General features: G+C 65.2%; 20 protein-coding genes. 16 read left to right on the forward strand and 4 right to left on the reverse strand.

What is annotated here, in order from left to right:
• Positions 1–12: 12 nt before the first annotated feature.
• The 4 genes from HHL22_RS06405 to HHL22_RS06415 all read right to left on the reverse strand — a co-directional run bounded on the left by HHL22_RS06405 (position 13) and on the right by HHL22_RS06415 (position 2,977).
• Positions 13–924, reverse strand: coding sequence for a helix-turn-helix domain-containing protein (locus HHL22_RS06405; protein WP_169530106.1), 912 nt, complete (start codon positions 922–924; stop codon positions 13–15).
• A complete protein-coding gene (locus HHL22_RS06410) occupies positions 921–1,895 on the reverse strand; it encodes an NADP-dependent oxidoreductase (RefSeq protein ID WP_169530107.1) in 975 nt (324 codons plus the stop codon). Before HHL22_RS06410 ends, HHL22_RS06405 begins: the two co-directional genes overlap by 4 nt.
• Positions 1,896–1,974: 79 nt before the next feature.
• A complete protein-coding gene (locus HHL22_RS24215; RefSeq protein ID WP_262888345.1) occupies positions 1,975–2,109 on the reverse strand; it encodes a hypothetical protein in 135 nt (44 codons plus the stop codon).
• A gap of 34 nt (positions 2,110–2,143) precedes the next feature.
• Positions 2,144–2,977: a hypothetical protein gene (locus HHL22_RS06415; protein WP_169530108.1), complete on the reverse strand. Its 834-nt coding sequence runs from the start codon at positions 2,975–2,977 to the stop codon at positions 2,144–2,146.
• A 205-nt stretch (positions 2,978–3,182) separates the two neighbouring features.
• Here HHL22_RS06415 and HHL22_RS06420 point away from each other — a divergent pair, with 205 nt between their 5' ends.
• From HHL22_RS06420 to HHL22_RS06495, 16 genes are all read left to right on the forward strand, one after another.
• Positions 3,183–4,760 carry an NAD(P)/FAD-dependent oxidoreductase gene (locus tag HHL22_RS06420; RefSeq protein ID WP_169530109.1) on the forward strand — a complete coding sequence of 526 codons (1,578 nt, stop codon included), beginning with the start codon at positions 3,183–3,185 and terminating at the stop codon, positions 4,758–4,760.
• Between the two features lie 131 nt (positions 4,761–4,891).
• On the forward strand, positions 4,892–5,254 hold the full coding sequence (locus HHL22_RS06425; protein WP_169530110.1) for a CoA-binding protein: 363 nt from the start codon (positions 4,892–4,894) through the stop codon (positions 5,252–5,254).
• Positions 5,255–5,549: 295 nt separating this feature from the next.
• Positions 5,550–6,992 (forward strand): amidohydrolase, encoded by a 1,443-nt coding sequence (locus HHL22_RS06430; RefSeq protein ID WP_169530111.1) that lies wholly within the window; start codon positions 5,550–5,552, stop codon positions 6,990–6,992.
• A gap of 268 nt (positions 6,993–7,260) precedes the next feature.
• Positions 7,261–7,800 carry an RNA polymerase sigma factor gene (locus HHL22_RS06435; RefSeq protein ID WP_169530112.1) on the forward strand — a complete coding sequence of 180 codons (540 nt, stop codon included), beginning with the start codon at positions 7,261–7,263 and terminating at the stop codon, positions 7,798–7,800.
• Positions 7,801–7,884: 84 nt separating this feature from the next.
• Complete coding sequence (locus HHL22_RS06440) at positions 7,885–8,967, forward strand: hypothetical protein (protein WP_169530113.1); 1,083 nt, start codon at positions 7,885–7,887, stop codon at positions 8,965–8,967.
• An 84-nt stretch (positions 8,968–9,051) separates the two neighbouring features.
• Positions 9,052–10,188 carry an outer membrane beta-barrel protein gene (locus tag HHL22_RS06445; protein ID WP_169530114.1) on the forward strand — a complete coding sequence of 379 codons (1,137 nt, stop codon included), beginning with the start codon at positions 9,052–9,054 and terminating at the stop codon, positions 10,186–10,188.
• Between the two features lie 192 nt (positions 10,189–10,380).
• On the forward strand, positions 10,381–11,712 hold the full coding sequence (locus HHL22_RS06450) for a hypothetical protein (RefSeq protein WP_169528929.1): 1,332 nt from the start codon (positions 10,381–10,383) through the stop codon (positions 11,710–11,712).
• A 120-nt stretch (positions 11,713–11,832) separates the two neighbouring features.
• Complete coding sequence (locus tag HHL22_RS06455) at positions 11,833–12,258, forward strand: hypothetical protein (RefSeq protein ID WP_169530115.1); 426 nt, start codon at positions 11,833–11,835, stop codon at positions 12,256–12,258.
• Between the two features lie 263 nt (positions 12,259–12,521).
• On the forward strand, positions 12,522–14,426 hold the full coding sequence (locus HHL22_RS06460) for a glycoside hydrolase family 35 protein (RefSeq protein WP_206680690.1): 1,905 nt from the start codon (positions 12,522–12,524) through the stop codon (positions 14,424–14,426).
• A gap of 182 nt (positions 14,427–14,608) precedes the next feature.
• Positions 14,609–16,159 carry a glycoside hydrolase gene (locus HHL22_RS06465; RefSeq protein WP_241737981.1) on the forward strand — a complete coding sequence of 517 codons (1,551 nt, stop codon included), beginning with the start codon at positions 14,609–14,611 and terminating at the stop codon, positions 16,157–16,159.
• Positions 16,160–16,252: 93 nt separating this feature from the next.
• Complete coding sequence (locus HHL22_RS23955; protein ID WP_169530117.1) at positions 16,253–18,409, forward strand: family 43 glycosylhydrolase; 2,157 nt, start codon at positions 16,253–16,255, stop codon at positions 18,407–18,409.
• Positions 18,410–18,678: 269 nt separating this feature from the next.
• Positions 18,679–19,143: a RidA family protein gene (locus HHL22_RS06475; RefSeq protein WP_169530118.1), complete on the forward strand. Its 465-nt coding sequence runs from the start codon at positions 18,679–18,681 to the stop codon at positions 19,141–19,143.
• Between the two features lie 15 nt (positions 19,144–19,158).
• Entirely contained in the window at positions 19,159–20,274 is a 1,116-nt protein-coding gene (locus tag HHL22_RS06480) for a D-TA family PLP-dependent enzyme (protein WP_241737982.1), read from the forward strand.
• 11 nt (positions 20,275–20,285) lie between these two features.
• Positions 20,286–21,359, forward strand: a complete 1,074-nt coding sequence (locus HHL22_RS06485; RefSeq protein ID WP_169530119.1) for a dipeptidase — start codon at positions 20,286–20,288, stop codon at positions 21,357–21,359.
• A gap of 32 nt (positions 21,360–21,391) precedes the next feature.
• Entirely contained in the window at positions 21,392–23,779 is a 2,388-nt protein-coding gene (locus tag HHL22_RS06490; RefSeq protein WP_169530120.1) for a glycoside hydrolase family 3 N-terminal domain-containing protein, read from the forward strand.
• Positions 23,780–23,970: 191 nt separating this feature from the next.
• Positions 23,971–25,005, forward strand: a complete 1,035-nt coding sequence (locus tag HHL22_RS06495) for a sialidase family protein (RefSeq protein WP_169530121.1) — start codon at positions 23,971–23,973, stop codon at positions 25,003–25,005.
• Positions 25,006–25,076: the final 71 nt, after the last annotated feature.

Genomic DNA, 25,076 nt, shown 5'->3' on the forward strand with positions numbered 1-25,076 from the left:
CCAACATGTTCTTTATCGGGTAAAAGAAGCCCGAAACTCCCCTGGCGATACCTGCGTCTTCGTCTTAAATAACTTGCTAAACGAGGGCACGTGCTCAAACCCCAGCTCGTAGGCAATTTCGCTGACCGTCAGGCTGGTCGTGGATAGCTTTTCCTTGGCCTTGGCAATGAGCTGGGCGTGAATGTGCTGCTGGGTATTCTGGCCCGTTAGCAGGCGCAGGATGTTGCTCAGGTACTTGGGCGACAGGTGCAGGCCGTCGGCTACGTACTGCACGGTGGGCAGGCCCCTTTCCGCCAGGTTATCGCTATTGAAATGGGCGTGCAGCAGAGTTTCCAGCCGTTCGAGCACTTCATGGTTGGCCTTTTCGCGGGTGATGAACTGACGGTTATAAAACCGGTCGGCGTAATTCAGCAAGCCCTCGATTTGCGAGATAATAATGGACTTGCTGAATCGGTCGATGGGGGAATTACATTCCTGCTCAATGGCCAGAATAATATTCGTAATAGTCGCTTCTTCCTTAGCCGACAAAAACAAGCCCTCGTGGAGCGAATAATCCCAAAAATCGTAGTTTTTAATGGTTTTGGCCAGCGGCGTATTCCAGATAAAATCGGGGTGGATATAAATCACCCAACCCGATTTTTCCACGGCTTCGGCTTTGTTGGCTACCGCGGAGCTAAATACTTGGCGGGGTGCCATAAACGACAAAATGCCCTCGTTGAAGTCAAACGAATGCTGCCCGTATTTGAACGCCACGTTGTGCATTCGCTTGACGGAAATGGAGTAAAAATCCAGCAGCATCGTGACTGGCTCTTCCTCCTCGCGGGGCGGCACGGCCCCCACATCCACCACGCTGAGCAGCGGATGTTGGGGCTTGGGCAGGCGCACGAATTCGTGGAATTCGCTTATCGTTTTGAAATGCCTCATGCGGGCGCGTTTTCGGGGCGGATTTCCAGCACCAATTTACCGCGCACGTGCCAGGTTTCGCTTTCGCGGTGGGCGGCGGCCACCTCCGCCAGCGGATACACCCGGCTGACCACTACCTGCACCTGGCCGGCGTCGATGAGTTGGGCAATTTCGGTTAGCCAGTCTTGCCGGGGCTGGTTGGGCGCCATTTCGCCGGTGGCCTGCTTCTGGGCCAGGGCGGCCCGCACGGCTTCGTCAAACGGCGCATCGACGTTGACGCTCACGAAGATGCCGCCGGGCTTGAGCACGGCCACCGCCTTGAGGCGCTCGCGGTTGTCGCGCTGGGGCGAGGCTTCCAGCACCACGTCCACGTCGCGCACCAGCTCCTCAAACGGCTGGCCCCGGTAGTCGAGCGCCTCATCGGCCCCCAACTGCTTGACGTAGTCGAGGTTGCCGGCCGAGGCGAGGCCGATAACGTAGGCCCCCTTGGCCTTGGCAAACTGCACCGCGAAGCCCCCTACCCCCCCCGAGGCCCCCTGAATGAGCACGCGCTGGCCGGCCCGCACCTGGCCGTGGCCGAACAGGCCCGTCCAGGCCGTGAGGCCGGCCAGCGGCACGCCCGCCGCCTCGATGAAGCTGAGGCGCTGGGGCTTGCGGGCAAACTGGCTGGCCTTGGCCGCGCAATACTCGGCGTAGCTGCCGTTGCCGGGGAAGTTGGGCACCCCGTACACGGCATCGCCGGGCTGAAAGCCGGTGACCGCGCTCCCGACTTCGGCCACCACGCCGGCCGCATCCCACCCTAGGGTCAGCGGCAGGGTCAAAAACGACCGCATCGCCTCGTTGCTACCGTTTCGAATTACCCAATCGACCGGGTTTACGCCGCTGGCATACACGCTAATCAGTAACTCATCGGCCGCCGGCACGGGGCGCGGGGCATCTACTAGCTGGAGCACTTCCGGGCCGCCAAAGGCCTTGATTGTTACTGCTTTCATGCGAGCTTTTTTTCTGGTTGATGACGATACAAAGGTCATCAACCCCCGAAAAGCAGGCTTACGCAAAATGCCCTTTGTCTTAGCCAAAATGCCGCCGCCCGGCCCCGGCCGCTAGCCCGCCGCCCGCCAGCAACCCCAGGCTGCCCGTAGCGGCTAGGGCAGCCAGGTGGCAGAGGTAGCGGGGCAGGCGGGCGCGTGGTGGGGAGGTGGGCATGGCAATCGAATTGATATTATTACCTCTTACTTCCCTACTGCAAATCACACAATACTTTAACCGGGTACTTTTCTTGCTGAAATATTTTTATGTGATTTTCTAAATCACTAAAAATATTTTCAAACCTATCAAAGCTGCTTTCATAGCCAAATGAACCCATTCTCTTAAGCCCGTCCACTATCTTTAGCGTACCAACCCTTTCAAATTTTTCTTTGAAATTGATAAAATCCTTGTGGTCTACCGCGTGCATAATTAACCCGAAAAAGAAATTACAATCGCCACCTGAAAGACTCCAGATTCTATCAATTCCTGGCTGCATTTCCCTCACAGTCTGCGGGTCGTAGCTACTACCGATTGTTCTACCCAATATTTCTTCATTTATCATATCTTCCACTGCTGGTTTTTTATTCGAGTTGTAGGTTGTCGGAACCAGAATATAATTACACTGCCCTCTGTATTGGTCTATCGACGTGCAAATGACCGCCCTATAGTTTCCGTCTTCGAGTTGAAATGTCAGTAAGTCGTCGGGGCTAAAATACAGGTTTGTTATTTTTCTATACTTCTTCTTCGCCCTTGGCGTCGTTTTTACCTGGCTTATCTTCTTCCAAAATTTATCTAGTTCTTTTTGCCTTGCTTTACCAGCCTTTTCATCGTGACTAGCCCACTCCTTCACGCAAGCTCCTTTAGTTAGAACTGACTTAATATAAACTAATTTTTCCTCATTCATTTGACCGATTTCCCATAGAGCTAGCGCGCAAGCTGTAACGTAAATCTCATTATCAAAATCATCAAAGTAATCACTCTGAACAAGCGGAAATTCTTTATCTATAACATCGAATTCAGCACCGATATCATACAAGTCCATCATACCCCAATAAGTATCGTGAGCAGTATCGCCATCAATTATTTTAACTCCATCCGTTGCCATTACTGTCTTTTTCTAAAGTTATTTATGCTACTTGTGTTACTTAGGCCGGCTAACATAGCAGCCGCAAGTATAAGCCAACCCACCCATCCCGCCCCCCATCGTAAATTTGCGCTTGCTTAACGGCTAACTCCCGTTCGCCTGCTGTATGAAACACGAACTAGACCTGGCCCTCGCCCCCGAGGTAGCCTACGACGAGCTGGCCCGCTACGCGGCCATTTTGGCCGCCGCCGGCCTGCGCCCCGGCGAAGCCGATTTTGTGCACATCCGCAAGCGCTCGCTCGATGCGCGGGGCCGCCGGCCGCTCATCCGCCTGCGGGCCGACGTATACGACCGCGCCACGCCCGCCCCCGCCCGCGAGCTGCTGGGGCCGTGGTTTGAATACCCCGACGTGCGGCAGGCGCGGCAGCGGGTGCTCATCGTGGGGGCCGGGCCGGCGGGGCTGTTTGCGGCGCTGCGCTGCATCGAGTTGGGCATCCGGCCCATCGTGCTGGAGCGCGGCAAGGACGTGCGCACCCGCCGCCGCGACCTGGCCGCCCTTAATAAGGAGCACCTCGTGCACCCAGACTCCAACTACTGCTTTGGCGAGGGCGGCGCGGGCACCTACTCCGATGGCAAGCTCTATACCCGCGCCACCAAGCGCGGCGACGTGGGCCGCATCTTGCGGCGGCTGGTGCAGCACGGCGCCACCCCCGATATCCTGGTCGATGCCCACCCCCACATCGGCACCAACAAGCTGCCCGCCGTGGTGCAGAGCCTGCGCGATGCCATCATCGAGGCCGGCGGCGAGGTGCGGTTTGAGACGCGGGTCGAAGATTTAATCTTGGAAAACAACCGCTTGCGCGGGGTGGTCACGCAGACTGGTGAAGCCCTGGAGGCCGAGGCCACCGTGCTGGCCACCGGCCACTCGGCCCGCGACATCTACGAGCTGCTGCACCGGCGCGGGGTAGCGATTGAGGCTAAGCCCTTCGCCCTAGGGGTGCGCGTGGAGCACCCGCAAAGCCTGATTGACGCGGCGCAGTACGGGCAACCCGAGCGGGGCATCTTGCCGGCCGCCAGCTACGCGCTGGTCGAGCAAACCAAGGTGCGCGACGCCCAGCGCGGCGTGTTCTCGTTTTGCATGTGCCCGGGCGGCTTCATCGTGCCGGCGGCCACCGCGCCCGGCGAGGTGGTGGTAAACGGCATGAGCCCCAGCCGCCGCGACTCGCGCTTTGCCAACTCGGGCATCGTGGCCGCCGTGGAGCTGGCCGACATGGACGTGGCCCGCCACGGCGCGCTGGCCGGCCTGCGCTGGCAGCAGGAAATAGAGCAGCGCGCCTGCCAGCTGGCGGGCAATACCCAGCTAGCCCCCGCCCAGCGCCTAGGTGACTTTTTGCAGCAGAAGCTGTCCCCTACCCTGCTCGAAACCAGCTACCAGCCCGGCCTGGTGCCCGTGGAAATGGACGCCGTGCTCGGCCCCGCCCTCAGCGAGCGGCTGCGGCAGGGCTTCCGCGCCTTCGGCCGCAAGATTCCCGGTTTTGCCACCAACGCGGCCCAGATTGTGGGTGTCGAGAGCCGCACCTCGTCGCCGGTGCGCATCCCGCGCGACCACCATACCCTAGGGCACCCGGTGGTGGCCGGCCTCTACCCCTGCGGCGAGGGTGCGGGCTACGCGGGCGGCATCGTGAGCGCCGCCATGGACGGGGAACGGGTGGCGGAGGCGCTGGCAGTGGCGGCGCGGCATTAGAACCCATTTGTTTTATAATCGTTGTCATGCTGACGAAGGAAGCATCTTGTCAGGTCGGAACGGCTAGCCCTGTTCTACCCTGACAAGATGCTTCCTTCGTCAGCATGACAAACGATTTTTAACTTATCGACATGAAAACCTTAGTCCTAGGTGCCACCGACAACCCCGACCGCTACGCCTACCGCGCCGTGCACCAGCTCAAGCGCCACGGACACGAAGTAGTGCCAGTGGGCATCCGCAAAGGCCAGGTGGCCGGCCTCGACATCCACACTGACCGGCCGCAAGAGGCTGGTATTGATACCGTAACGCTGTACGTGGGCCCGCAAAACCAACCCGGCTGGTACGACTATATCCTGGGCCTGAAGCCGCGCCGCATCATCTTCAATCCCGGCACCGAAAACCCCGAGCTGGAGCAGAAAGCCCAGGCCGCCGGTATCCAAACCGAGGAGGCCTGCACGCTGGTGATGCTCAGCGTGGGACAGTATGAGAAGTGAGGTGCGTCCTTAGAGAAGAGAGCATCACCGAAAACAAAAGCACGTCATGCTGAGCTTGCCGAAGCATCTCTACCGCGCCAGTCGTACCCAGTAGAGATGCTTCGGCAAGCTCAGCATGACGTGCTTTTGTTTTTTCGACAGCACAGTGCTAGCGGCTTGCAATGCAACGCCGACAGGCCCTAGGGGCACTGCTCAGCTTCAGGGCGCGTGGTAGCACTGTAGCACTCCGGTAATTAGTTGGTTTATTCAACGCGCCTAGCCGCTACTTTTGGGCAATTCCCAACCAGTTGATTGCATGAAAAAACATTACCTCCTAGGCCTCCTGCTTGGCGCCGGGCTGCTGGCGTTTCGGCCGGCCCCTGCCCCCCCGGCCGCGCCTCTGAAGGCCGAGGCCCTGCAAGACCTGCAGGCGCACTACGCCGACTACCGCCAGCTGGCCCAGCGCATTTGGGGCTTTGCGGAGGTGGGCTACAAGGAAACCCAGAGCTCGGCGCTGCTGCAAAAGACCCTGCGCGACCACGGCTTTGCGGTGCAGGCGGGCGTGGCGGGCATCCCCACGGCCTTCGTGGCCACGTATGGCAGCGGGCAGCCGGTCATCGGCATTCTGGCCGAGTACGACGCGCTGCCGGGCCTTTCGCAGCAGGCGGTGGCCGAGAAAACGCCCATTGCCGGCCAGAATGCCGGCCACGGCTGCGGCCACAACCTGTTTGGCACGGCCAGCGTGGCTACGGGCCTGGAGCTGCAAAAGCTGCTGAAGGAAGGCAAGCTGCACGGCACGGTGAAGGTATTCGGCTGCCCGGCCGAGGAGGGCGGCAGCGGCAAGGTGTATATGGTGCGCGAGGGCCTGTTCAACGGCGTGGACGCGGTGCTGCACTGGCACCCCGCCAGCGAGAACGCCACCATGGCTGGCAAGTACATCGCCAACGTCTCGGCCAAGTTCCGCTTCCATGGGGTGGCGGCGCACGCGGCGGCGGCCCCCGAGCGCGGCCGCAGCGCCCTCGACGGCGTGGAGGCAATGGACAACATGGCCAACATGCTGCGCGAGCACGTGCCCCAGGAAACGCGCATCCACTACGTCATCACCAGCGGCGGCAAGGCGCCCAACGTGGTGCCCGACTTCGCGGAGGTGTACTACTACGTGCGCCACCCCAACCGGGCCGACGCGCAAGCTGTGTTCGAGCGCCTGGTGAAAACCGCCGAGGGCGCGGCCCTGGGCACCGGCACCACCATGGACTACGAAATCATCGGCGGCACCCACGACCTACTCGTCAACGAAACCCTGGCCCACGACCTGCAGCAGAATCTGGAGCAGGTGGGCGGTGCCAGCTACACGCCCGAGGAAATGGCCTTTGGCCAGAAAATCCAGGCCTCCCTAGGGGCACCCGCACCGCCGGTGGCGCAGGCCGCGCAGGTGCAGCCCTACCTGGCCCGCGACCTGGGCGGCAGCAGCGACGTGGGCGACGTAAGCTACGTGGTGCCCACCGTGGGCCTGACGGCCGCCACCTGGATACCCGGCACGCCCGCCCACAGCTGGCAGGCCGTGGCGTGCAGCGGCCTTGAAATCGGCAGCAAGGGGATGCTGGTAGCCGCTAAAACCATGACCCTCACCGCCATCGACCTCTTCACCCAGCCCGAGCTGGTGGCGAAGGCCAAAGATGAACTGAAGCAGAAAGTCGGCGGCTACGTGTACAAGCCCCTGCTCGGCAACCGCCAGCCGGCCCTCAACTACCGCGACTAGCGCGGGCTATTACCACAATTATCGTCTGTCATTGCGAGCGCAGCGCGGCAATCGCACCAGCACAATGTTCGGATGCCGTCCGGATTGCGATTGCGGCGCTGCGCTCGCAATGACAAGTGAGCACAGTCCTTCCGCCAACCTTCGCCCCGCCCACCCCGGCGGGGCTTTTTTGTACAAAAAACTTTCCGCTCTGGGCAACCCCTAGGCCCTAGGCGGCATCTAACGCCCCAACCACCTGCCTTTCTGCCCAAACGCTACTTTCCACGCTGTGACCGATGCTGACCTGATTGCCGCCTGCCTGCGCGGCGACCCCCGCGCCCAGCGCCAGCTCTACAACCAGTTTGCGGGGCTGATGCTGACCGTGTGCCGCCGCTACCTCAAGCGGCCCGAAGATGCCGAGGAAGCCCTGCTGCTGGGTTTCGCCAAGGTGTTTCAGGCGCTGCCCACGTTTCGGCAGGAGGGCTCGTTTGAGGGGTGGGTGCGGCGCATCATGGTCAACCAGGCCCTGATGGAGCTGCGCCGCCGCGAGCCGCTTACCCTTTCGTTCGAGGACTTTGCGCAGCCCGAAAATCTGGCCGCGACCCCCGCTACCGCTGACACCCAGCTGCAAGCCGAGGAGCTGCTGGCCCTACTGCAGGCGCTGCCCGCCGGCTACCGCACCGTGTTCAACCTCTACGCTCTGGAAGGCTACTCGCACCCCGAGATAGCCGAGCTGCTGGGCATCACGGAGGGCACCAGCAAGTCGCAGCTCAGCAAGGCGCGGGCCCTGCTGCAGCGGCGAATTAGTCCTTCCACGATTAATAGCTAGCAGCGCACAGCTTAGTAGTATAGGCTACTGAGCGTTGTTGAATAAATTTAGAGCAGAGAGCTTTCTAAAAATTAGCAAGTACGAATGATTAATGAGCTAGATGACCTTTTTCGCCAGCAGCTCGACGGCCACGCCACGCCGCCGCCCGCCGACCTGTGGGCGCGCCTGCAGGCCCGCACCGCCGCGGCGGCCGACGAGGCTGCCGCCGCGGCTGACCCGCTCGATGCGCAGTTTCGCGCCGGGCTGGCGGGGCACGCCACGCCGCCCCGGCGCGAGCTGTGGGAGCGCCTGGAGGACGAGCACCTGCGGCCCCGCCAGCGCCGGCGGCCAGTGGTAGCCTGGGGGCGGCTGGCTGTTGCGGCCAGCCTGCTGCTGTTTGTGCTGGCCGGGGGCGCCGGCCTGTGGTGGGGCACCCGCCAGGCGGCCCGTGGGCCCGTAGCCGCCGCTTCGCGCGGCAGCCGCCAGCCGGCCGGCCCTGGGGGGACTGCTACGGGCGAGACTGCCGCCACCAGCAGCTTAGCACTAGCTTCCGCGCCGGGCACCGAGCCAGCTGCTGCGCAGGCGGCGCTGGCGGCTACCCCAGCTACGCCGCCAGCCACCGGGCAGCGCCAGGCCCCGGCGGCCCGACTGGCCGCTGAAACGGGGCGTCGCCAAAAAAACCGCGAAATTTTTACCGCTCAGGCAACCGGCCTGGGGGGTTCGTCATCTAGCAGTCCGGTAGCCCGCACTGCCGCCTTGCGCCGCCCCGCCACGGCGCACCGCCCAGCAGCTGCCCTACCACCCACTACCCCGCAGCCGGACGCGGCCGCGGACCCCCAGCTGGCCCTAGGGGGGCGGAAAACCCCGAGCAGCCAGCCCACTACCCAGCCCGCAGCGTCGGTGCTGGCCGCGGCTTCGCCGCAGCTGCAGGTTATCGAAGTAGAAGTGCGGCGCGGCAACCGGCCGGCGGCTTCGCCCGAGCCGGTGGTGGCGGCCCTTGGCCCGGCGGCCAACGAAACCGCCGCCGAGCCCCGGCGACACCTGCGCCTGGGCGGGGTGCTGCGCCAGGCCGGCCACGCCCTGCGCGGCGAGCCGGTGAGCCTGGCCGAGGCTACCGGCCTGCCCGAAACCGTGACCGTGCAGGCTCACCTCGGCGACCGGGTGCTATCGCGCACCATCCGGCTCTAAGCCAGCCGGTTATTTCCCTACTATTCCTTTCCCAGTCTTTAGCTCGGGGTGCCCCCTAGGCGCCTCCCCTACCCCCTTGCACCCATGAAAGCTGTTTTTTCTGCCCTCGCCCTTAGCCTGCTCGCCTTCGCCGCCCAGGCCCAAACCCGCCCCGCCCTTACCGATACCATTGTGGTGCGCCTGCCCAACCAGGCGGTGATGACGCTGCAGGTGCGCGACGCCCAGCAGCTGCGCCAACTGCCCCAGTACCACCTCGACTCGCTGGTGGCCCGCCTGGGCACCTACATTCAGCGGGCCGATGCGGCCGCCAAAACGGCCCCCACCGACAAGGTGACCCTGGAGTTCTTTCCCAACCAGGACCAGCCGGGCCAGGGGCTACCCGAGGAAATCAAGGTAACGACCTACAAGAACAAGCCCGGCCAGCGGCCCTATGGCCCCAGCAACAAGGTGGAAGTGCTGCTGGAAAAGAAGTTTGGCGTGGTCGTTAATACCGACCGCAAGACCAACGACACGCCCCGCGCCCCCGCCACCCGCCCCGACCGCCAGGCCAACCGCGACTCGGTGCGCGAAAAGCGCTTCGCGGAAAAGGCTTCGGGCACCGACCTGGTGTTTGACTTTGGCCTGAACGCGCTGGTAAACCGCGGCGGCCCGGCCGCCGCGCCCCGCAACAACGATATCGACCTGCGGCCCTGGGGCTCGCGCTACGTCAACATCGGCATGACCTACCACCAGCGCCTGGGCGGCAAGCACAGCCCCCTGAACCTGCTCGTCGGCCCCGAGTTCGCCTTCAACAACTACATGCTGGAAGGCAACAACAAGTGGGTGAACCAGAACGGCTATACCTACGTGACGCCCGAAACCAACGGCCGCCAGTACCAGAAAACCAAGCTGGCCACCTCGGCCATCAACCTGCCGCTAATGCTGCAGCTGAACTTCCGCGACCAGCACTTCCAGCGCACGTTCACCCTAGGGGCGGGCGGCTTCGTGGGCTACCGCCTGGGCAGCTGGACCAAGCTCAAGTACTTTGAGAACGGCAATACCTACAAGGACAAAGACCACGGCAGCTACAACCTGCAGGACTGGCAGTACGGCCTGCAGGGCACCATCGGCTACGGCGAGCTGACGCTCTTTGCCAAGTATAACCTGAACAAGCTGTTTCACGACGGGCAGGGCCCGCAGGCCCAGACGCTGGCGTTCGGCGTGCGGATAACGGGCTTTTAAGAAGGCCGGCGCGGCACTAAAGCAAGAACAAACCGGACGACACCGGGCTGGCGCGAGCGGGCCCGGTGTTTGGCGTTGGGGCCGCGGCCGACCCTAGGGCTATAAGCTGGGCCGCCAGGGGCAAACAGGCACCTTATTTGCCGGGAGGCGGGCGTAATTTCGTGCTCACGCCTAGTTAGTGCCCCATTGCTCGTGAAATTTACCGCTATTGCCGCCGGCCTGCTGGGCAGCCTGGCCCTGCTGCCGGCCACCCTGCTGGCCCAAACCGCCGCCCCAGCGGCCACCGACGCCACGGCCGCCGCCCCGGCGGCTACCCCCAGCGCGCCCGCCCCGCGCCCTGCGCCGCCTACCGCTGAGGAGCAGCTGAGCCAGGCCCAGGCCACAGTGCTGCTGCTGACGCGCCGCGTGGATAGCCTGCGCCTGAGCTACCGCCAGCAGCAGCGCGCCTACAACGACCTGGGGGGCAAGTTTACGAGCTACCTGGCGGGCCAGAAACTGAGTCAGAGCACCCGCTTCTCGCTGGCCAAAAACAACGTGCGCGCCACCGCCGACCTGCTGCTGGTGTGCCACAGCCGCCTCTCGCAGCTGCGCGCCCTGGTGCAGGCCCTGCGCAACGCCAACGAGCAAGCCGCCCTCTCGTCGCCCACCGACGCCAACCCCCTGGGGATTTCGCTGGTCGACTACACCAAGTCGCTGGTGGCGAAGAAGGTGGTGGATAAAAACCAGGGCCGCCGCCTGGTCGATTTGGCTGCCCACCTCACCACCAACTCGCTGGTGAAAACCTTGCCCACGGTGGGCCCCATGCTAAACGCAGTGGGCGAGCTGCTAACCAGCGTGCGCGCCAGCAGCCTGAGCAGCGACGGGTTTTCGGCCGCCCAGGTCACGACCATCGAGCAGGGCCTGCGCCCCACGCTCGACTTCTTCACGGCCCTCGACGCGGCCCGCGCCGACAACCAGGCCTCGCTGCTGACTCTAGACAACGAACTGAGCGTGCTGCAGCACCAGCTGAGCCAGCTGTACCGGCCCTACGTGCAGTTGGCGGCCTACCAGGAGGATATCTCGGCCTACTACACGGCGCCGCCCGCCGGCCAGCCCGCCCCCAGCGCCCTCGACGTGGCCAACGTGGGCCGCATGAGCAACTACGTGGCGGCCTCGCTGCCCGCCCGCTTCACGGCCCTCGACCAGGCCTTTGCCCGCGCCCAAAACCAGCCCGACATCCTGGACCCCGACAGCTACCTGACGCCCGCCAACAACTCGGCCGAGGCCGTGGTGCAGCTGGCCCAGCAGCTGCAGAGCCTCACCGACCGCCTGCCCGTCATCACCAACCAGTACAGCGCCGCCATTCGGGCCGCCATTGCCCAGGGCCAGCAGGACAACCTCATTAAGCCCGAGCGCGCCACCAAGGTGATTGCCGACGAAACCCGCCGCGCCAAAGACGCCGCCGAAACCTACCAGCAGGCTAGGGCTAGCGAGCGCTTTGGCGAAACGCTGGCCGGCGTCAAGCCGCTGTTTAAGCTGTACTAGCCCCTAGGGGCTCGGCGGCTGGCCCAAGTCAAAGCTAGCTCCCCGCCAACCGCTTAAACTGCGCTGGCCCCTAGGATACTAGGCAGCCGGCGGGGTACTTTCGCGGCTCTTCACTTTGCTATGCCGTTTACCAGCCTGCCCCTTTACTTTGAGAATACCGCGGGCTACGTGCGCGAGCACCCCGCGGGCTACGGCGTCATTTGCTACGGCGCGGGCAAGCGGGAGGCCGGCAGCTTCGTTGAGCTGGGCACCCGGCTTGGCCAGCTGCTGGTAGCGCGCCGCTGGACCCGCTTTATCAGCGACCAGCGCCTGCTGGCCCCGTTGAGCGAAGCCGAAAAAAGCTGGGTAACCGAGTACTGGATTGGCCAGCGGGTACCGCGCCCCGCGCACTTAATTGAGGCTATTTTGCTGGCCAGCGACGTCTTCACGCGCCTCTCGCTGGCCCAGATTCTCAACCAAAGCTCCTCGGCCATCGGCTCGCTCACCATCCAGCGCTTCGAAAGCGAAGCCGCCGCCCACGCCTGGCTGCTGGGCCAGCCGCAGTAGCGCCCGCCCGGCTAGCGGCCAGCGGTAGTTTGGTGCTCGGGCCGCGCCAATGGCCCTAGGGGTTTGGGCGGCGCAGCGAGCCTGGGCTGCTACGAGCAGCGCGCCCACCCAGTGCCGCCGTAGCGGGGCGGCCGCTAAGTTTGCCCCCCTCTTTTGCCGAAAACCGGCCCCCGGTGGCCCTAGGCCGGCCGGGTAGCTTTGTGGGCTGACACCTACTTCCCTACCGGCCGGCTGCCTGGCAACGGCTCCTTCCTTTCCCGCTCATGCGCATGCGTAGTGTTTTCTCCGGCTCTTCCCTGGCTGCCCTCCTCCTCACCCTGGGCCTGAGCGGCGCCACCCCCCGGCCCCGGCCCACGCCCGCCCCCGCGCCGCGCCACACGTTTACCCTGGGTACCAACCAGTTTTTGCTGGACGGGCAGCCCCTGCAGCTGATTTCGGGCGAGCTGCACTACCCGCGCATTCCGCGCGAAGCCTGGCGCGCGCGCCTCAAAATGGCTAAGGCCATGGGGCTGAATACCATTGGCACCTACGTGTTTTGGAACGTGCACGAGCCTCAGCCGGGCCAGTACGATTTTACGGGCAACAACGACGTGGCCGCGTTCGTGAAGATGGCCCAGGAAGAAGGCCTGTGGGTGGTGTTGCGCCCGAGCCCCTACGTGTGCGCCGAGTGGGAGTTTGGCGGCTACCCCTACTGGCTCCAGAACGTGCCCGGCCTGAAGGTGCGCAGCCAGGAGCCGCAGTACATTGCGGCCTACTCCCGCTACCTGCAGGCCGTGGGCAAGCAGCTGGCCCCGCTGCAAGTCAACCACGGCGGGCCCATCCTGCTGGTGCAGGTCGAGAACGAGTACGGCAGCTACGGGGCCGACAAGGCGTACCTGGCCCAAAACAAGCGGCTGTTTGAGCAGGCTGGCTTCGACGGGCTGCTGTATACCTGCGACCCCGGCCCCGACGTGGCCAAGGGCCACCTGCTCGGCCTGCTGCCCGCCGTGAACGGCGTGGACAAGCCCAGCCAGATTCGCCAGCTGGTGAACGCCAGCCACGACGGGCACGGCCCTTACTACGTGGCCGAGTGGTACCCCGCCTGGTTTGACTGGTGGGGCACCCAGCACCACACCGTGCCGGCCGCGCAGTACACGCCCGGCCTCGACTCGGTGCTGCGGGCGGGTATGAGCATCAACATGTACATGTTTCACGGCGGCACCACCCGCGGGTTTATGAACGGGGCCAACTACAAAGGTCCCGGCACCGAGTACGAGCCCCAAATCAGCTCCTACGACTACGACGCGCCCCTCGACGAGGCCGGCAACCCCACGGCCAAGTTCCGGGCCTTCCGCGAGGTCATTGCCAAGTACCGCCCGGCCGGGGCGCCCGCCCTGCCGCCTGTGCCGGCCGCCAAGCCCAGCATGGCCCTGCCCGCCGTGCAGCTCACGCGGGCCGTGCCCCTGCTCGCGCGCCTGCCCCAGCCCGTGCGCAGCCCTAGGCCCCTCACCTTCGAAAACCTCAAGCAACCCTACGGCTTCGTGCTCTACCGCACGGCTGTGGTGACGAGCCACGGCGGCGAGCAGCTGCTGAAGCTGCGCGACCTGCGCGACTACGCCGTGGTGCTGGTGAATGGCCAGCGCGTGGGCACCCTCGACCGCCGCGAGCGCCAGGACAGCCTGCTGCTGCAGCTGCCGGCCGGCCGGGTGCAGCTCGATATTCTGGTCGAGAACCTGGGCCGCATCAACTACGGCGCGTACCTGCTGCAAAACACCAAGGGCATTACCAAAAGCGTGACCCTAGGGGGCAACGAGCTGACGGGCTGGCAGATGTACGGCCTGCCCTTTGCCAGCGCGCCCGCGGTGGTGGCCAGCGCCGGCCCAGCCCCCACGGCCACCAGCGGCCCAGTGCTGCGGGCAGCTACCTTCAGCCTCGCCCAGCCCCAGGATACCTACCTCGACATGCGCCAGTGGGGCAAGGGCGTGGTGTGGGTAAACGGCCATAACCTGGGCCGCTACTGGGCCATCGGCCCCCAGCAAACCCTGTACGTGCCGGCCGAGTGGCTGAAGCCAGGCCAGAACCAGGTGACGGTGCTGGAGCTGCTCAAGCCCCGGCAGGCCACCCTCAGCGGCCTCGACCATCCCATCCTGAGCGAGCTGCACCCCGCCGCGGCCGTGCTCAACGAGTAAGCCCGCGGCGCCTAGGCTACTGCGCTGGCAAGCAGCCCCGGCGCAGAGCATTAGTAGGCCGGGCGCGGCACGTAAGCCTACCAAGCGTTCTTTACAGGCCAGGCTGCGGGGCGGGGCTACGGCGCCCGCCCGTGCCCTAGGGCTACCGGCGGCGGGAGCCGGCCTTTACTACTCTCTTGCTTATGTTCTTTTCCACGCAGTTGTCCCGGCTGGGGTTTGGCCTGGTAGCGCTGGGGCTGGCCGCCGGCCCCGCCCGCGGCCAGCAGGCTATTACCACGGTGCGCATCGACCCCGCCCGGCCCTACCAAACCATTGCCAACTTCGCCGCTTCCGATGCCTGGAGCTGCCAGTTTGTAGGCCAGTGGCCGGCAGCGAAGAAGGAAGCCATTGCCGACCTGCTGTTTAGCACTGCGGCGGGGCCCGGCGGTCAGCCCAGCGGCATTGGCCTGAGTATGTGGCGCTTCAACATTGGGGCGGGCAGCGCCGAGCAGGGCGCGGGCAGCGACATCAAAGACGAGTGGCGGCGGGCTGAGTCGTTTTTGCGGCCCGACGGCACGTATGACTTCACGCGGCAGGCCGGGCAGCAGTGGTTTCTGCAGGCGGCCCACAAGCGCGGGGTGCGGCAGTTTTTGGGGTTTCTGAACAGCCCCCCCGTTGGCCTGACGATAAACGGCAAAGCCCACGCCGACCAGGCCCAAACCAACCTGGCCCCCGCCAACTACGCGGCCCTGGGCACCTACTGCGCCACCGTGGTGGCGGGCGTGGCCCAGGCCACAGGCATCACCTTCAACTACCTCAGCCCCCTCAACGAGCCGCAGTGGGACTGGAACGGCGGCCAGGAGGGCACCCCCGCCCGCAACCCCGAGCTGGCCGGCGTGGCCCGGGCCGTAGCCACGGCCCTAGGGCAGCAGCACCTGCCCACGCGGGTGCTGGTAACCGAGGCGGGCAAGCTCACCTACCTGCTGGAAACCGCCGACAAGCCCGGCCGGGGCGACCAGCTAGCCGCGTTTTTTGGCGATAAGGCGGCGCCTACTTACCTGGGCGCTACCCCTGGGGTGGCGCCCATCATCGCGGGGCACAGCTACTTCACCACCTCGCCCGCCGCGGCGGCCGCGGTCGTGCGCCGGCAGCTGGCGGCGCGGGTGGCGGCGGTGCCGGGCCTCAGCTACTGGCAAAGCGAGTACTGCATTTTGGGCGGCAACGAGGGCGAAATAAACGGCGGGCCGCGCGACCTGGGCATGGCGCCGGCCCTGTACCTGGCCCGCACCATCCACGCCGACCTGGCCGTGGGCAACGCGGCCGCCTGGCAGTGGTGGCTGGCCATCTCGCCCTACGACTACAAGGACGGCCTGGTGTACATCGACCAAAACAAGGCCGACGGCCAGTTCTACCCCAGCAAAATGCTGTGGGCCCTGGGCAACTACAGCCGCTTTGTGCGCCCCGGCGCCGTGCGCCTGCACGCCCAGCTGGCCGACTCGGCCCGCGCGGGCCAGTTGCTGGTGTCTGCGTACCAAAGCCCCGGCGGCCGGCAGCTGGTAACCGTGGTGGTGAACGACCACGACACGCCGGCCACCGTGCAGCTGGTGCTGGCCGGCCGGCGGCGCCTGGGCCGCAGCCAGGCGTTCGTGACCTCGGCCACGGCCAACTTGCAGCCCGGCCCGGCGCTGGCGGCTGGCCAGCCGCTGGCCGTGGCGCCGCGCTCCATCACCACGCTGGTAAGCGAGCTGCGCTAGCAACTAGCCAAGAACTCGCCGGTAATAACCTGTGGTAAAAAAGAACGTCAGGCTCGCCCTTATCACTTCTCAAAACAGCCTCTTCCTGCTCTTATGTCCCGTTTCCTGCCTTTGCTGTTTTTCTTCGGCGCCTGGTGCCTGGCGGGCCCTGCGGCGGCCCGGCCCCCTAGGCGGCAAGCCCTGCCAGCTTACAGCGCTTACCTCTTCGCCTACTTCACCGGCAACAGCAAAGCCGAAGAAGCCATCCACTTCGCCCTGAGCCCCGATGGCTACCGCTACGTGGCCCTGAATGGCGACCAGCCCGTGGTAAGCTCGGCCGCCATCAGCCAGACCGGCGGGGTGCGCGACCCGCACATCTTGCGCGGGGCCGATGGCCAGTCGTTTTATATGGCGGCCACCGACATGGTGTCGGCCAAGGGCTGGGACTCGAACCGGGGCTTGGTGCTGCTGCGCTCAACCGACCTGCTGACCTGGAAATCTAGCGCCATCAACTTTCAGCAGAAGTACCCCGGCCAGGAAACCCTCAAGCGCGTGTGGGCCCCGCAAACCATTTACGACGCCCAGGCGGGCAAGTACTTGGTTTACTTCTCGCTGAAGTACGGCGACCAGCCCGACAAAATCTACTACGCCTACGCCAACCAGGACTTTACCGACCTAGAGGGCGAGCCCAGGCAGCTGTTTCAGTCGCCCACCAATGGCTCGTGCATCGACGGCGACATTGTGGCCACGGGCGGCAAGTACTACCTCTTTTTCAAGACCGAAGGCCAGGGCAACGGCATCAAGATTGCCGTGAGCGACCACCTGACCAGCGGCTACGTGCTGCGCGACCAGTACGTGCAGCAAACCAGCAGCCCGGTGGAGGGCGCGGGCACCTTCAAGCTCAACAACTCCCCCGATTACATCTTGATGTACGACATGTACACCCAGGGCCGCTACCAGTTTACCCGCACCCGCGACCTGACGCACTTTCAGGTGGTAGACGGGGAAGTGAGCATGAATTTTCATCCCCGCCACGGCACCGTGCTGCCCCTCACGGCCGCCGAGGCCAGCCGCCTGGCCGCCCGCTGGCTGCGCCCGGCCGACGTGTGGCGCCTCACCCAAAACCCCGCCATCCGCCCCCAGAATACGGCCGTGGACACGGCCACCGGCCGGGTGACGCTGCTGGTGCAGCCAGGCACCAGCCTGCGCGCCTTCGACCCCGGCCTCACTACGTTTGGGCTGCCCGTGGCGCCGGCCGGCCCCCAAAACTTTGCCCTAGGGCCCGTTCGCTACACCGTGGGGCGGGGCGCCGGGCGGCGCACGTTTAGCGTGGCGGTGCAGGCCACCAGCAACCCCGCTCTCCCCGGCTACTACGCCGACCCAGCCGCGCTGTACGCCGAGCAAACCGGCCGCTACTACCTCTACCCCACTAGCGACGGCTTTGCGGGCTGGTCGGGCACCTACTTCAAGTCGTTTTCCTCGCCCGACTTGGTGCACTGGCGCGACGAGGGCGTCATCCTGGATTTGCCCAAGCAGGTGAGCTGGGCCAAAACCCGGGCCTGGGCCCCGTGCATCATCGAGCAGAAAACGGCCACCGGCTACCGCTACGCCTACTATTTTTGCGCCGACGCCAAGATTGGGGTAGCCACGAGCAACAGTCCCACCGGGCCCTTCACCGACGCGGGCCGGCCACTGCTCGACCAGCGGCCCGCCGGCGTGCCGGGCGGCCAGCAGATTGACCCGGCCGTATTTCACGACCCCCAAAGCGGCAAAAACTACCTGTACTGGGGCAACGGCTACCTGGCCGGCGCCGAGCTGAGCGACGATTTGGTGAGCCTTAGGCCCGGCACCACGCGGGTGCTGACGCCCGACCAAACGTTTCGCGAAGGCGCGCACGTGTTTTTTCGCAACGGTACGTACTACTTCATGTGGAGCGAGAATGACACCCGCAGCCCCGACTACCAAGTGCGCTACGGCACGGCCACCGCACCCCTAGGCCCCATTACGGTGCCAACCAATAACTTGGTAATCAGCAAAAATGCCGCCGCCGGCATTTACGGCACGGGCCACAACAGCACCGTGCAGGTGCCGGGGCGCGACGAGTGGTACCTGGTGTACCACCGCTTCACGTATCCGCAGGGCATTACGATGGGCGGCAACGCCGGCTTCCACCGCGAAGTATGCCTGGACAAGCTGACGTTTAACCCCGACGGCAGCATCCAACCCGTGGTGCCCACCCACGCGGGCATTTCGCCGGTTAGCCGCAAGTAGCGCCTCACGCCGGCCAGCAGGCGCTTAGAGCAGTAGTGCATATGGCGCGGATGTTTACCCCACCCCCGGCCCCTAGGGCCATATTAGGTATACTAAACTGGCCGACCAGCCTACTGCCCCCAGCGGCAGGAAGCCCTTTACTTTCGCGCGGCCTCTAAGCCAGGTTTTGGTGTTTTGAAGCCTACTTGCAGCGAATTAGTTTGGGTGCCTGCCACGAGGGCAGCGGGCACGCTCACCAGCAAAAATCTGCTTTACAACTACATTACCCGATGCCTACTCCCGACGAAAACTTTGCGCAAACCGGTCTGCGCCTGCCTCCGGCGCCTACCCCCCTAGGCGTATATAAGCCCTGCCTGGTTGAGGGCAAGTACCTCTACGTATCGGGCCACGGGCCGGTGCAAGACGATAAGAGCCTGCTTATCGGGCGCATCGGCGACGCTATCGACCAGGAGGGCGGCAAGCTGGCCGCCCGGCAGGTGGGCCTCACCATCCTGGCCACCATTGTGGCCCACCTCGGCAGCCTCAACCAAGTCAAGCGCGTGCTGAAGGTGCTGGGCATGGTCAACTGCACGCCCGATTTTGAGAAGCACCCCTACGTCATCAACGGGTGCAGCGAGCTGTTTGCCCAGGTGTGGGGGCCCGACCACGGCGTGGGCGTGCGCAGCGCCGTGGGCTTCGGCTCGCTACCCGATAACATTCCGGTCGAGATTGAGGCGCTGTTTGAATTAGTGTAGCAAGCTGCCTTACTGATGGTTAGGAATATGCAGGAGTGGTATCAAATTGCGGATGTGGCGGCGCTCGACACGCCGGCGCTAGTGGTGTACCCCGCGCGGGTGGCGCACAACCTGGCGCTGCTCACCTCGCACGTAGACGACCCCGGGCGGCTGCGGCCGCACATCAAAACCCACAAAAGCCGCGAAGCCGTGCAGCTGACGCTGGCCGCGGGCATCACCAAGTTTAAGTGCGCCACCATTGCCGAGGCCGAGCTGCTGGGCAGCTGCCAGGTGCCCGACGTGCTGCTGGCCTACCAGCCCGTGGGGCCCAAGGCGCGCCGCCTGCTCGCCCTGCTGCAGCAGTACCCCCGCACCCGCTTTTCGTGCTTAATCGACGACTACGAAGCTGCTTGCCAGCTCAACGAACTGGCCCAGGCCGCCCAGCAGCAAGTGCCGGTGTTCATCGACCTGAACGTGGGCATGAACCGCACGGGCTTGGCCCCGGCGGCGGCCCTAGGGCTTTACCAGCAGTGCCAGGCCTTGCCCCACCTCACCGTAGTGGGCCTGCACGCCTACGACGGCCACCTGCGCGACGAAGACCTGGCCGTGCGCACCGCGCGCTGCCACCAGGCGTTTGCGCCGGTGGCCGCGCTGGCCGAGCAGCTGCGGGCCCTGGGGGTGGCGCCGGTTATCGTGGCGGGGGGTACGCCTACGTTTCCCGTGCACGCCGCCCGGCCGGAAGTGGAGTGCAGCCCCGGCACGTTTATTTATTGGGATGGCGGCTACGGCCAAGCCTTTGCCGAGCAGCCCTTTTTGCCGGCGGCGCTGGTGCTGAGCCGCGTAGTGTCGCAGCCCACCGCCACCACGCTCTGCCTGGACCTGGGCCACAAGGCCATTGCCCCCGAAAGCCCGCTGGATAAGCGCGTTACCTTCCTGAATGCGCCCGAGCTGCGCCCCATTGGCCACAGCGAGGAGCACCTGGTGGTGGAGGCCGGGCCCGGCCACGGCTACCGGGTGGGCGACGTGCTCTACGGCCTGCCGCACCACATTTGCCCCACGGTGGCCCTCTACGCGCAGGCCGTGGCCATCGAAAACCACCACCTGGCCGGGGAGTGGCCCACCGCGGCCCGCGACCGGGTGCTTACCGTGTAGCCTTGTAGCCCATGCTGATTGTAGACGCCCACCTCGACCTGAGCATGAATGCCCTGGAGTGGAACCGCGACCTGACCCAGCCCGTGGCGGCCCTCAACGCGCGCGAAGCCGGCCTGACCGACAAGCCCGACCGGGGCCGCGCCGTGGTGAGCCTGCCCGAGCTGCGCCGGGGCAACGTGGGGCTGGTGGTAGCCACCCAGATTGCGCGCTACGTGGCGCCCGGCAACCCCCTGCCGGGCTGGCACTCGCCCGCCCAGGCCTGGGCCCAAACCCAGGGCCAGCTAGCCTGGTACCGGGCCATGGAAGCCGCCGGCGAAATGACCCAGGTGCGCGACCGCGCCACCCTGGAGCAGCACCTGAGCCAGTGGGCCGACGACCGCCCTAGGGACCGCAAGCCCGTCGGCTACATTCTGAGCCTGGAGGGGGCCGATTCGCTCATTACTGTGGAGCATTTGGCGCTGGCCCACCGGTATGGGCTGCGGGCCGTGGGCCCCGCCCACTACGGACCCGGCCGCTACGCCCAGGGCACCGACGCCACCGGCGGCCTAGGACCCCAGGGCCGGGCGCTGCTGCGCGAGATGGAGCGCCTGAATATTATTCTGGATGCCACGCACCTCTGCGACGACAGTTTTTGGGAGGCGCTCGACCACTTTGGCGGGCCCGTGTGGGCCAGCCATAACAACTGCCGGGCCCTGGTGCCCCACAACCGCCAGTACAGCGACGAGCAGCTGCGGGCGCTGGCCGCGCGCGGCGCCGTGATGGGGGCCGCGCTCGACGCCTGGATGCTGGTGCCGGGCTGGGTGCGCGGCGCCTCGACGCCCCTAGGGATGCGCTGCAACCTGGAGGTGGTGCTCGACCACATCGACCACGTGTGCCAGGTGACGGGCAGCGCCCAGCACGTGGGACTGGGCACCGACCTCGACGGTGCCTTCGGCCGCGAGCAGTGTCCCTACGACCTGGAAACCATTGCCGACCTGCAACAACTACCCGACCTGCTGGCCCGGCGCGGCTACTCGGTCCCGGACATCGAGGGCCTACTGCACGGCAACTGGCTGCGCTTCCTGCGCCGGGCGTGGCCAGCCTGATTGTTTCAAACTACTCCCCTACTTTCGTTTGCATGACTACGTATCTCGCGCTGGCACTGGGCTTGCTCGCTACCGCCGCCAGCGCCCAGCCAGGCCAGCCGCTTTACCAAAACCGCCAGGCCCCCACCGAAGCCCGGGTGCAGGACCTACTGGCCCGCATGACGACGGAGGAGAAGGTGGGGCAGCTCTCGACTCTCCTAGGGTGGGAAATGTACCAGAAAGACGGCCAGCGGGTTAGCGCGAGCGCGGCGTATACAAAGGTGGTGGATGAGCGCCACATCGGCGCGCTGTGGGCCACGCTGCGCGCCGACCCCTGGACCAAGAAAACCCTGCGCACGGGCCTCAACCCTAGGCAAGCCGCCGAGGCCACCAACGCCCTGCAGCGCTACGCCGTGGAGCACACGCGGCTGCACATTCCGCTGCTGCTGGCCGAGGAGTGCCCGCACGGCCACATGGCCATCGGCACCACGGTTTTCCCCACCTCCATCGGGCAAAGCAGCACCTGGGACCCGGCCCTGATTCAGCGCATGGCGGCGGCCATTGCCACCGAGGCTAGGGTGCAGGGCGCGCACATCGGCTACGGCCCGGTGCTGGACCTGGCCCGCGAGCCGCGCTGGTCGCGGGTGGAGGAAACCTACGGCGAAGACCCCGTGCTCAACAGCCAGATGGGCGTGGCCATGGTGCAGGGCTTTCAGGGCGCCAGCCTAAAGAGCGGCAGCAACATAGTGTCTACGCTCAAGCACTTTACGGCCTACGGCGTGCCCGAGGGCGGCCACAACGGCGGCAGCATCAGCACGGGCCCGCGCGAGCTGTTTCAGAGCTACTTGCCACCCTTTCGGGCGGCGGTGCAGGCCGGGGCGCAGTCGGTGATGACGGCCTACAACTCCATCGACGGCGTGCCGTGCTCGGCCAACTCATTTTTGCTGACCGACGTGCTGCGCCAGCGCTGGGGCTTCCAGGGCTTCACGGTGTCGGACCTGGGCAGCATTTCGGGCCTGGCAGGCAACCACCACGTGGCCGCCACCGCGCCCGAGGCGGCGGCGCTGGCCCTTAACGCCGGCCTCGACGACGACCTGAGCGGCTACGGCTACGACAAGGAGCTGCTGGCCGCCCTTGAGCAAAAGCTAGTGGCGCCCGAGGTGCTCGACCGCGCCGTGGGCCGGGTGCTGCGGGTGAAATTTGAAATGGGTCTCTTTGAAAACCCTTACGTGGACCCCGCCAAGGCTGCCAAGCTGGTGCGCACGCCGGCCCACGTGCAGCTGGCCCGGCAGGTTGCGCAGGAGTCCATCGTGCTGCTCAAGAACGAAAACAACCTGCTGCCGCTAACCAAAACCTTGCAGCGCATTGCCGTAATCGGCCCCAACGCCGATAATATGTACAACCAGCTGGGCGACTACACGGCGCCCCAGCCCGAAAGCAACGTGGTGACGGTGCTCGAAGGCATTCGGGCCAAAGTGCCGGCCACTACCCAGGTTGTTTACGCCAAGGGCTGCGCCATTCGGGACACGGCCAGCGCCAATATTGCCGAGGCCGTGGCCGCCGCCCGCGGCGCGCAAGTGGCCGTGGTCGTCCTAGGGGGCTCCAGCGCCCGCGACTTCAAAACCGAGTACCAAAGCACGGGCGCGGCCACCGTGACGGCCGCCGCAGGCGGGCAGGTTATCAGCGACATGGAGAGCGGCGAGGGCTACGACCGCGCCTCGCTCGATTTGCTAGGTAAGCAGCTGGCGCTGCTGCAAGCCGTGGTGGCCACCGGCACGCCGGTGGTGGCGGTTTTCGTCAAAGGCCGCCCGCTCAACCTGAACTGGCCGGCCGCCCACGTGCCCGCCCTGCTCGATGCCTGGTATCCCGGCCAGGAGGGCGGCCACGCCGTGGCTGACGTGCTCTTTGGCGACTACAACCCCGCCGGCCGCCTGCCCATTTCGGTGCCCAAAAGCGTGGGCCAGCTGCCGGTGTATTACAACGCCAAGCGGCCCGTCACGCACGGCTACGTCGAAATGGACAACAAACCGCTCTACAGCTTCGGCCACGGCCTGAGCTACAGCCAGTTTGCGTATTCCGACTTGCAAGCCAGCGCCACCGAAAGCCAGGGCGCGGTGCGGGTTAGCGTGCGCTTCAAAGTGAAGAATACCAGTCCGCGGGCGGGCGATGAAGTAGCTCAGCTCTACCTCAGCGACGACGTCAGCTCGGTGGTTACCCCGGCCAGGCAGTTGAAGAAGTTCCAGCGCCTCTCGCTGCAAGCCGGTGAGCAGCGGGAAGTGGCCTTCGAGCTAACGGCCGAAGACCTGATGCTGCTGAACGGCAGCCTAAAGTGGGTGGTCGAGCCGGGCACCTTCACGCTTTTCCTAGGGGCTTCGTCGGAAGATATTCGGCTGAAGACGCAGGTTAAGGTGGCGCAGGGCGTGGAGAATGTGGCGCGTTAAGACCCTAGGGGCTTACCCCACCCCCGGCCCCTCCCCTCCGGGAGAGGGGAGCCTGACGACCTCTTTACTGCGCGGCCGTGGCTCCCCTCTCCCGGAGGGGAGGGGCCGGGGGTGGGGTCCACCGCTCAGGGCATTAAGCACGCTATGTTGCTGTAACTACCTCCTCGCCCTGCTCATCTGGCGCCCGCTTTATGAAAGCATACTTCTTACTCGCTGCCCTTGGCCTAGGGCTGCCCCTGCCGGGCAGGGCCCAGCGCACGTGGGTAATTGCCAAGCAGGAGCTGCTTTTTACGGCGCCGCCGTTTCGGCAGTGCCACGCCTCCACGCTGGTGGAAGTGGCGCGGAATAAGTTTCTGGTGGCCTGCTTTGGCGGCTCGCAGGAAAGCCGGCCGGACGTTGCCATCTGGCTCGCCAGCTTGGATGCCCACGGGGCTTCGGCGCCGCAGCGGGTGGCCGACGGGGTGGTGAACGACACGCTGCGCTACCCCAGCTGGAACCCGGTTTTGTTTCAGGTGCGCGGGGGCAACTTGCTTTTGTTTTATAAGGTGGGGCCTAACCCTAGGGAGTGGTGGGGCCTGGTGAAAAGCTCGGCCGACGGCGGCCGCACGTGGTCGGCGGCGCGGCGGTTGCCACCGGGCGTGCTGGGGCCCATCAAAAACAAGCTGGTGCAGCTGGCCAACGGCACCATCCTGGCCCCCTCGAGCGTGGAGGAAGCCAATGGGCGCTGGAAAATCCACCTGGAAAAGTCCACCGACCTAGGGCAGACGTGGCAGGTGCTGCCGGTTGACAACGACTCACCGCTGGACGTGATTCAGCCCAGCATCCTGACGTATCCGGGCAACCGCCTGCAGCTGCTGTGCCGCAGCAAGCAGGGGCGCATCGTGCAGGCCTGGTCCCCGGATGGCGGCGCGAGCTGGGGCCGGCTCTCGCCAACGTCCCTGCTCAACCCGAACTCCGGCACCGATGCCGTGACGCTCAAAAGTGGTACCCAGCTGCTGGTGTACAACCCCGCGCTGCCCGGCAAAGACTGGTTTAACGGCCGCAGCACGCTGCGCGTGGCCGCCTCCACCGACGGGGTAGCCTGGCACGACGTGGCCACGCTGGAAAACGGCACCACCGAGGAATACAGCTACCCCGCCATTATCGAGGCGCAGGATGGCCGGGTCCACATCACCTACACCTACAACCGCCAGAACATCAAGCACGTGGTGCTACAGGCACAGTAACTGAAACCGGGAGGCGCTAACTAGGACCTAAGCAAACGTGGCCCGCTGGCGCGTTCTCTTATTATTTGCGC

It is taken from the genome of Hymenobacter polaris, from assembly GCF_012927305.1.
GTDB lineage: Bacteria > Bacteroidota > Bacteroidia > Cytophagales > Hymenobacteraceae > Hymenobacter > Hymenobacter polaris.

What these genes read in the sequence shown, in the direction of transcription:
- HHL22_RS23955 (WP_169530117.1), top strand. Translation starts at nt 16,253, where the DNA reads ATGTCCCGTTTCCTGCCTTTGCTGTTTTTCTTCGGCGCCTGGTGCCTG.
- HHL22_RS06490 (WP_169530120.1), top strand. Translation starts at nt 21,392, where the DNA reads ATGACTACGTATCTCGCGCTGGCACTGGGCTTGCTCGCTACCGCCGCC.
- HHL22_RS06410 (WP_169530107.1), bottom strand. Translation starts at nt 1,895, where the DNA reads ATGAAAGCAGTAACAATCAAGGCCTTTGGCGGCCCGGAAGTGCTCCAG.
- HHL22_RS06445 (WP_169530114.1), top strand. Translation starts at nt 9,052, where the DNA reads ATGAAAGCTGTTTTTTCTGCCCTCGCCCTTAGCCTGCTCGCCTTCGCC.
- HHL22_RS06480 (WP_241737982.1), top strand. Translation starts at nt 19,159, where the DNA reads ATGGTTAGGAATATGCAGGAGTGGTATCAAATTGCGGATGTGGCGGCG.
- HHL22_RS06440 (WP_169530113.1), top strand. Translation starts at nt 7,885, where the DNA reads ATGATTAATGAGCTAGATGACCTTTTTCGCCAGCAGCTCGACGGCCAC.
- HHL22_RS06405 (WP_169530106.1), bottom strand. Translation starts at nt 924, where the DNA reads ATGAGGCATTTCAAAACGATAAGCGAATTCCACGAATTCGTGCGCCTG.
- HHL22_RS06460 (WP_206680690.1), top strand. Translation starts at nt 12,522, where the DNA reads ATGCGCATGCGTAGTGTTTTCTCCGGCTCTTCCCTGGCTGCCCTCCTC.
- HHL22_RS06420 (WP_169530109.1), top strand. Translation starts at nt 3,183, where the DNA reads ATGAAACACGAACTAGACCTGGCCCTCGCCCCCGAGGTAGCCTACGAC.
- HHL22_RS06485 (WP_169530119.1), top strand. Translation starts at nt 20,286, where the DNA reads ATGCTGATTGTAGACGCCCACCTCGACCTGAGCATGAATGCCCTGGAG.
- HHL22_RS06465 (WP_241737981.1), top strand. Translation starts at nt 14,609, where the DNA reads ATGTTCTTTTCCACGCAGTTGTCCCGGCTGGGGTTTGGCCTGGTAGCG.
- HHL22_RS06425 (WP_169530110.1), top strand. Translation starts at nt 4,892, where the DNA reads ATGAAAACCTTAGTCCTAGGTGCCACCGACAACCCCGACCGCTACGCC.
- HHL22_RS06415 (WP_169530108.1), bottom strand. Translation starts at nt 2,977, where the DNA reads ATGATGGACTTGTATGATATCGGTGCTGAATTCGATGTTATAGATAAA.
- HHL22_RS06455 (WP_169530115.1), top strand. Translation starts at nt 11,833, where the DNA reads ATGCCGTTTACCAGCCTGCCCCTTTACTTTGAGAATACCGCGGGCTAC.
- HHL22_RS06475 (WP_169530118.1), top strand. Translation starts at nt 18,679, where the DNA reads ATGCCTACTCCCGACGAAAACTTTGCGCAAACCGGTCTGCGCCTGCCT.
- HHL22_RS06430 (WP_169530111.1), top strand. Translation starts at nt 5,550, where the DNA reads ATGAAAAAACATTACCTCCTAGGCCTCCTGCTTGGCGCCGGGCTGCTG.
- HHL22_RS06495 (WP_169530121.1), top strand. Translation starts at nt 23,971, where the DNA reads ATGAAAGCATACTTCTTACTCGCTGCCCTTGGCCTAGGGCTGCCCCTG.
- HHL22_RS24215 (WP_262888345.1), bottom strand. Translation starts at nt 2,109, where the DNA reads ATGCCCACCTCCCCACCACGCGCCCGCCTGCCCCGCTACCTCTGCCAC.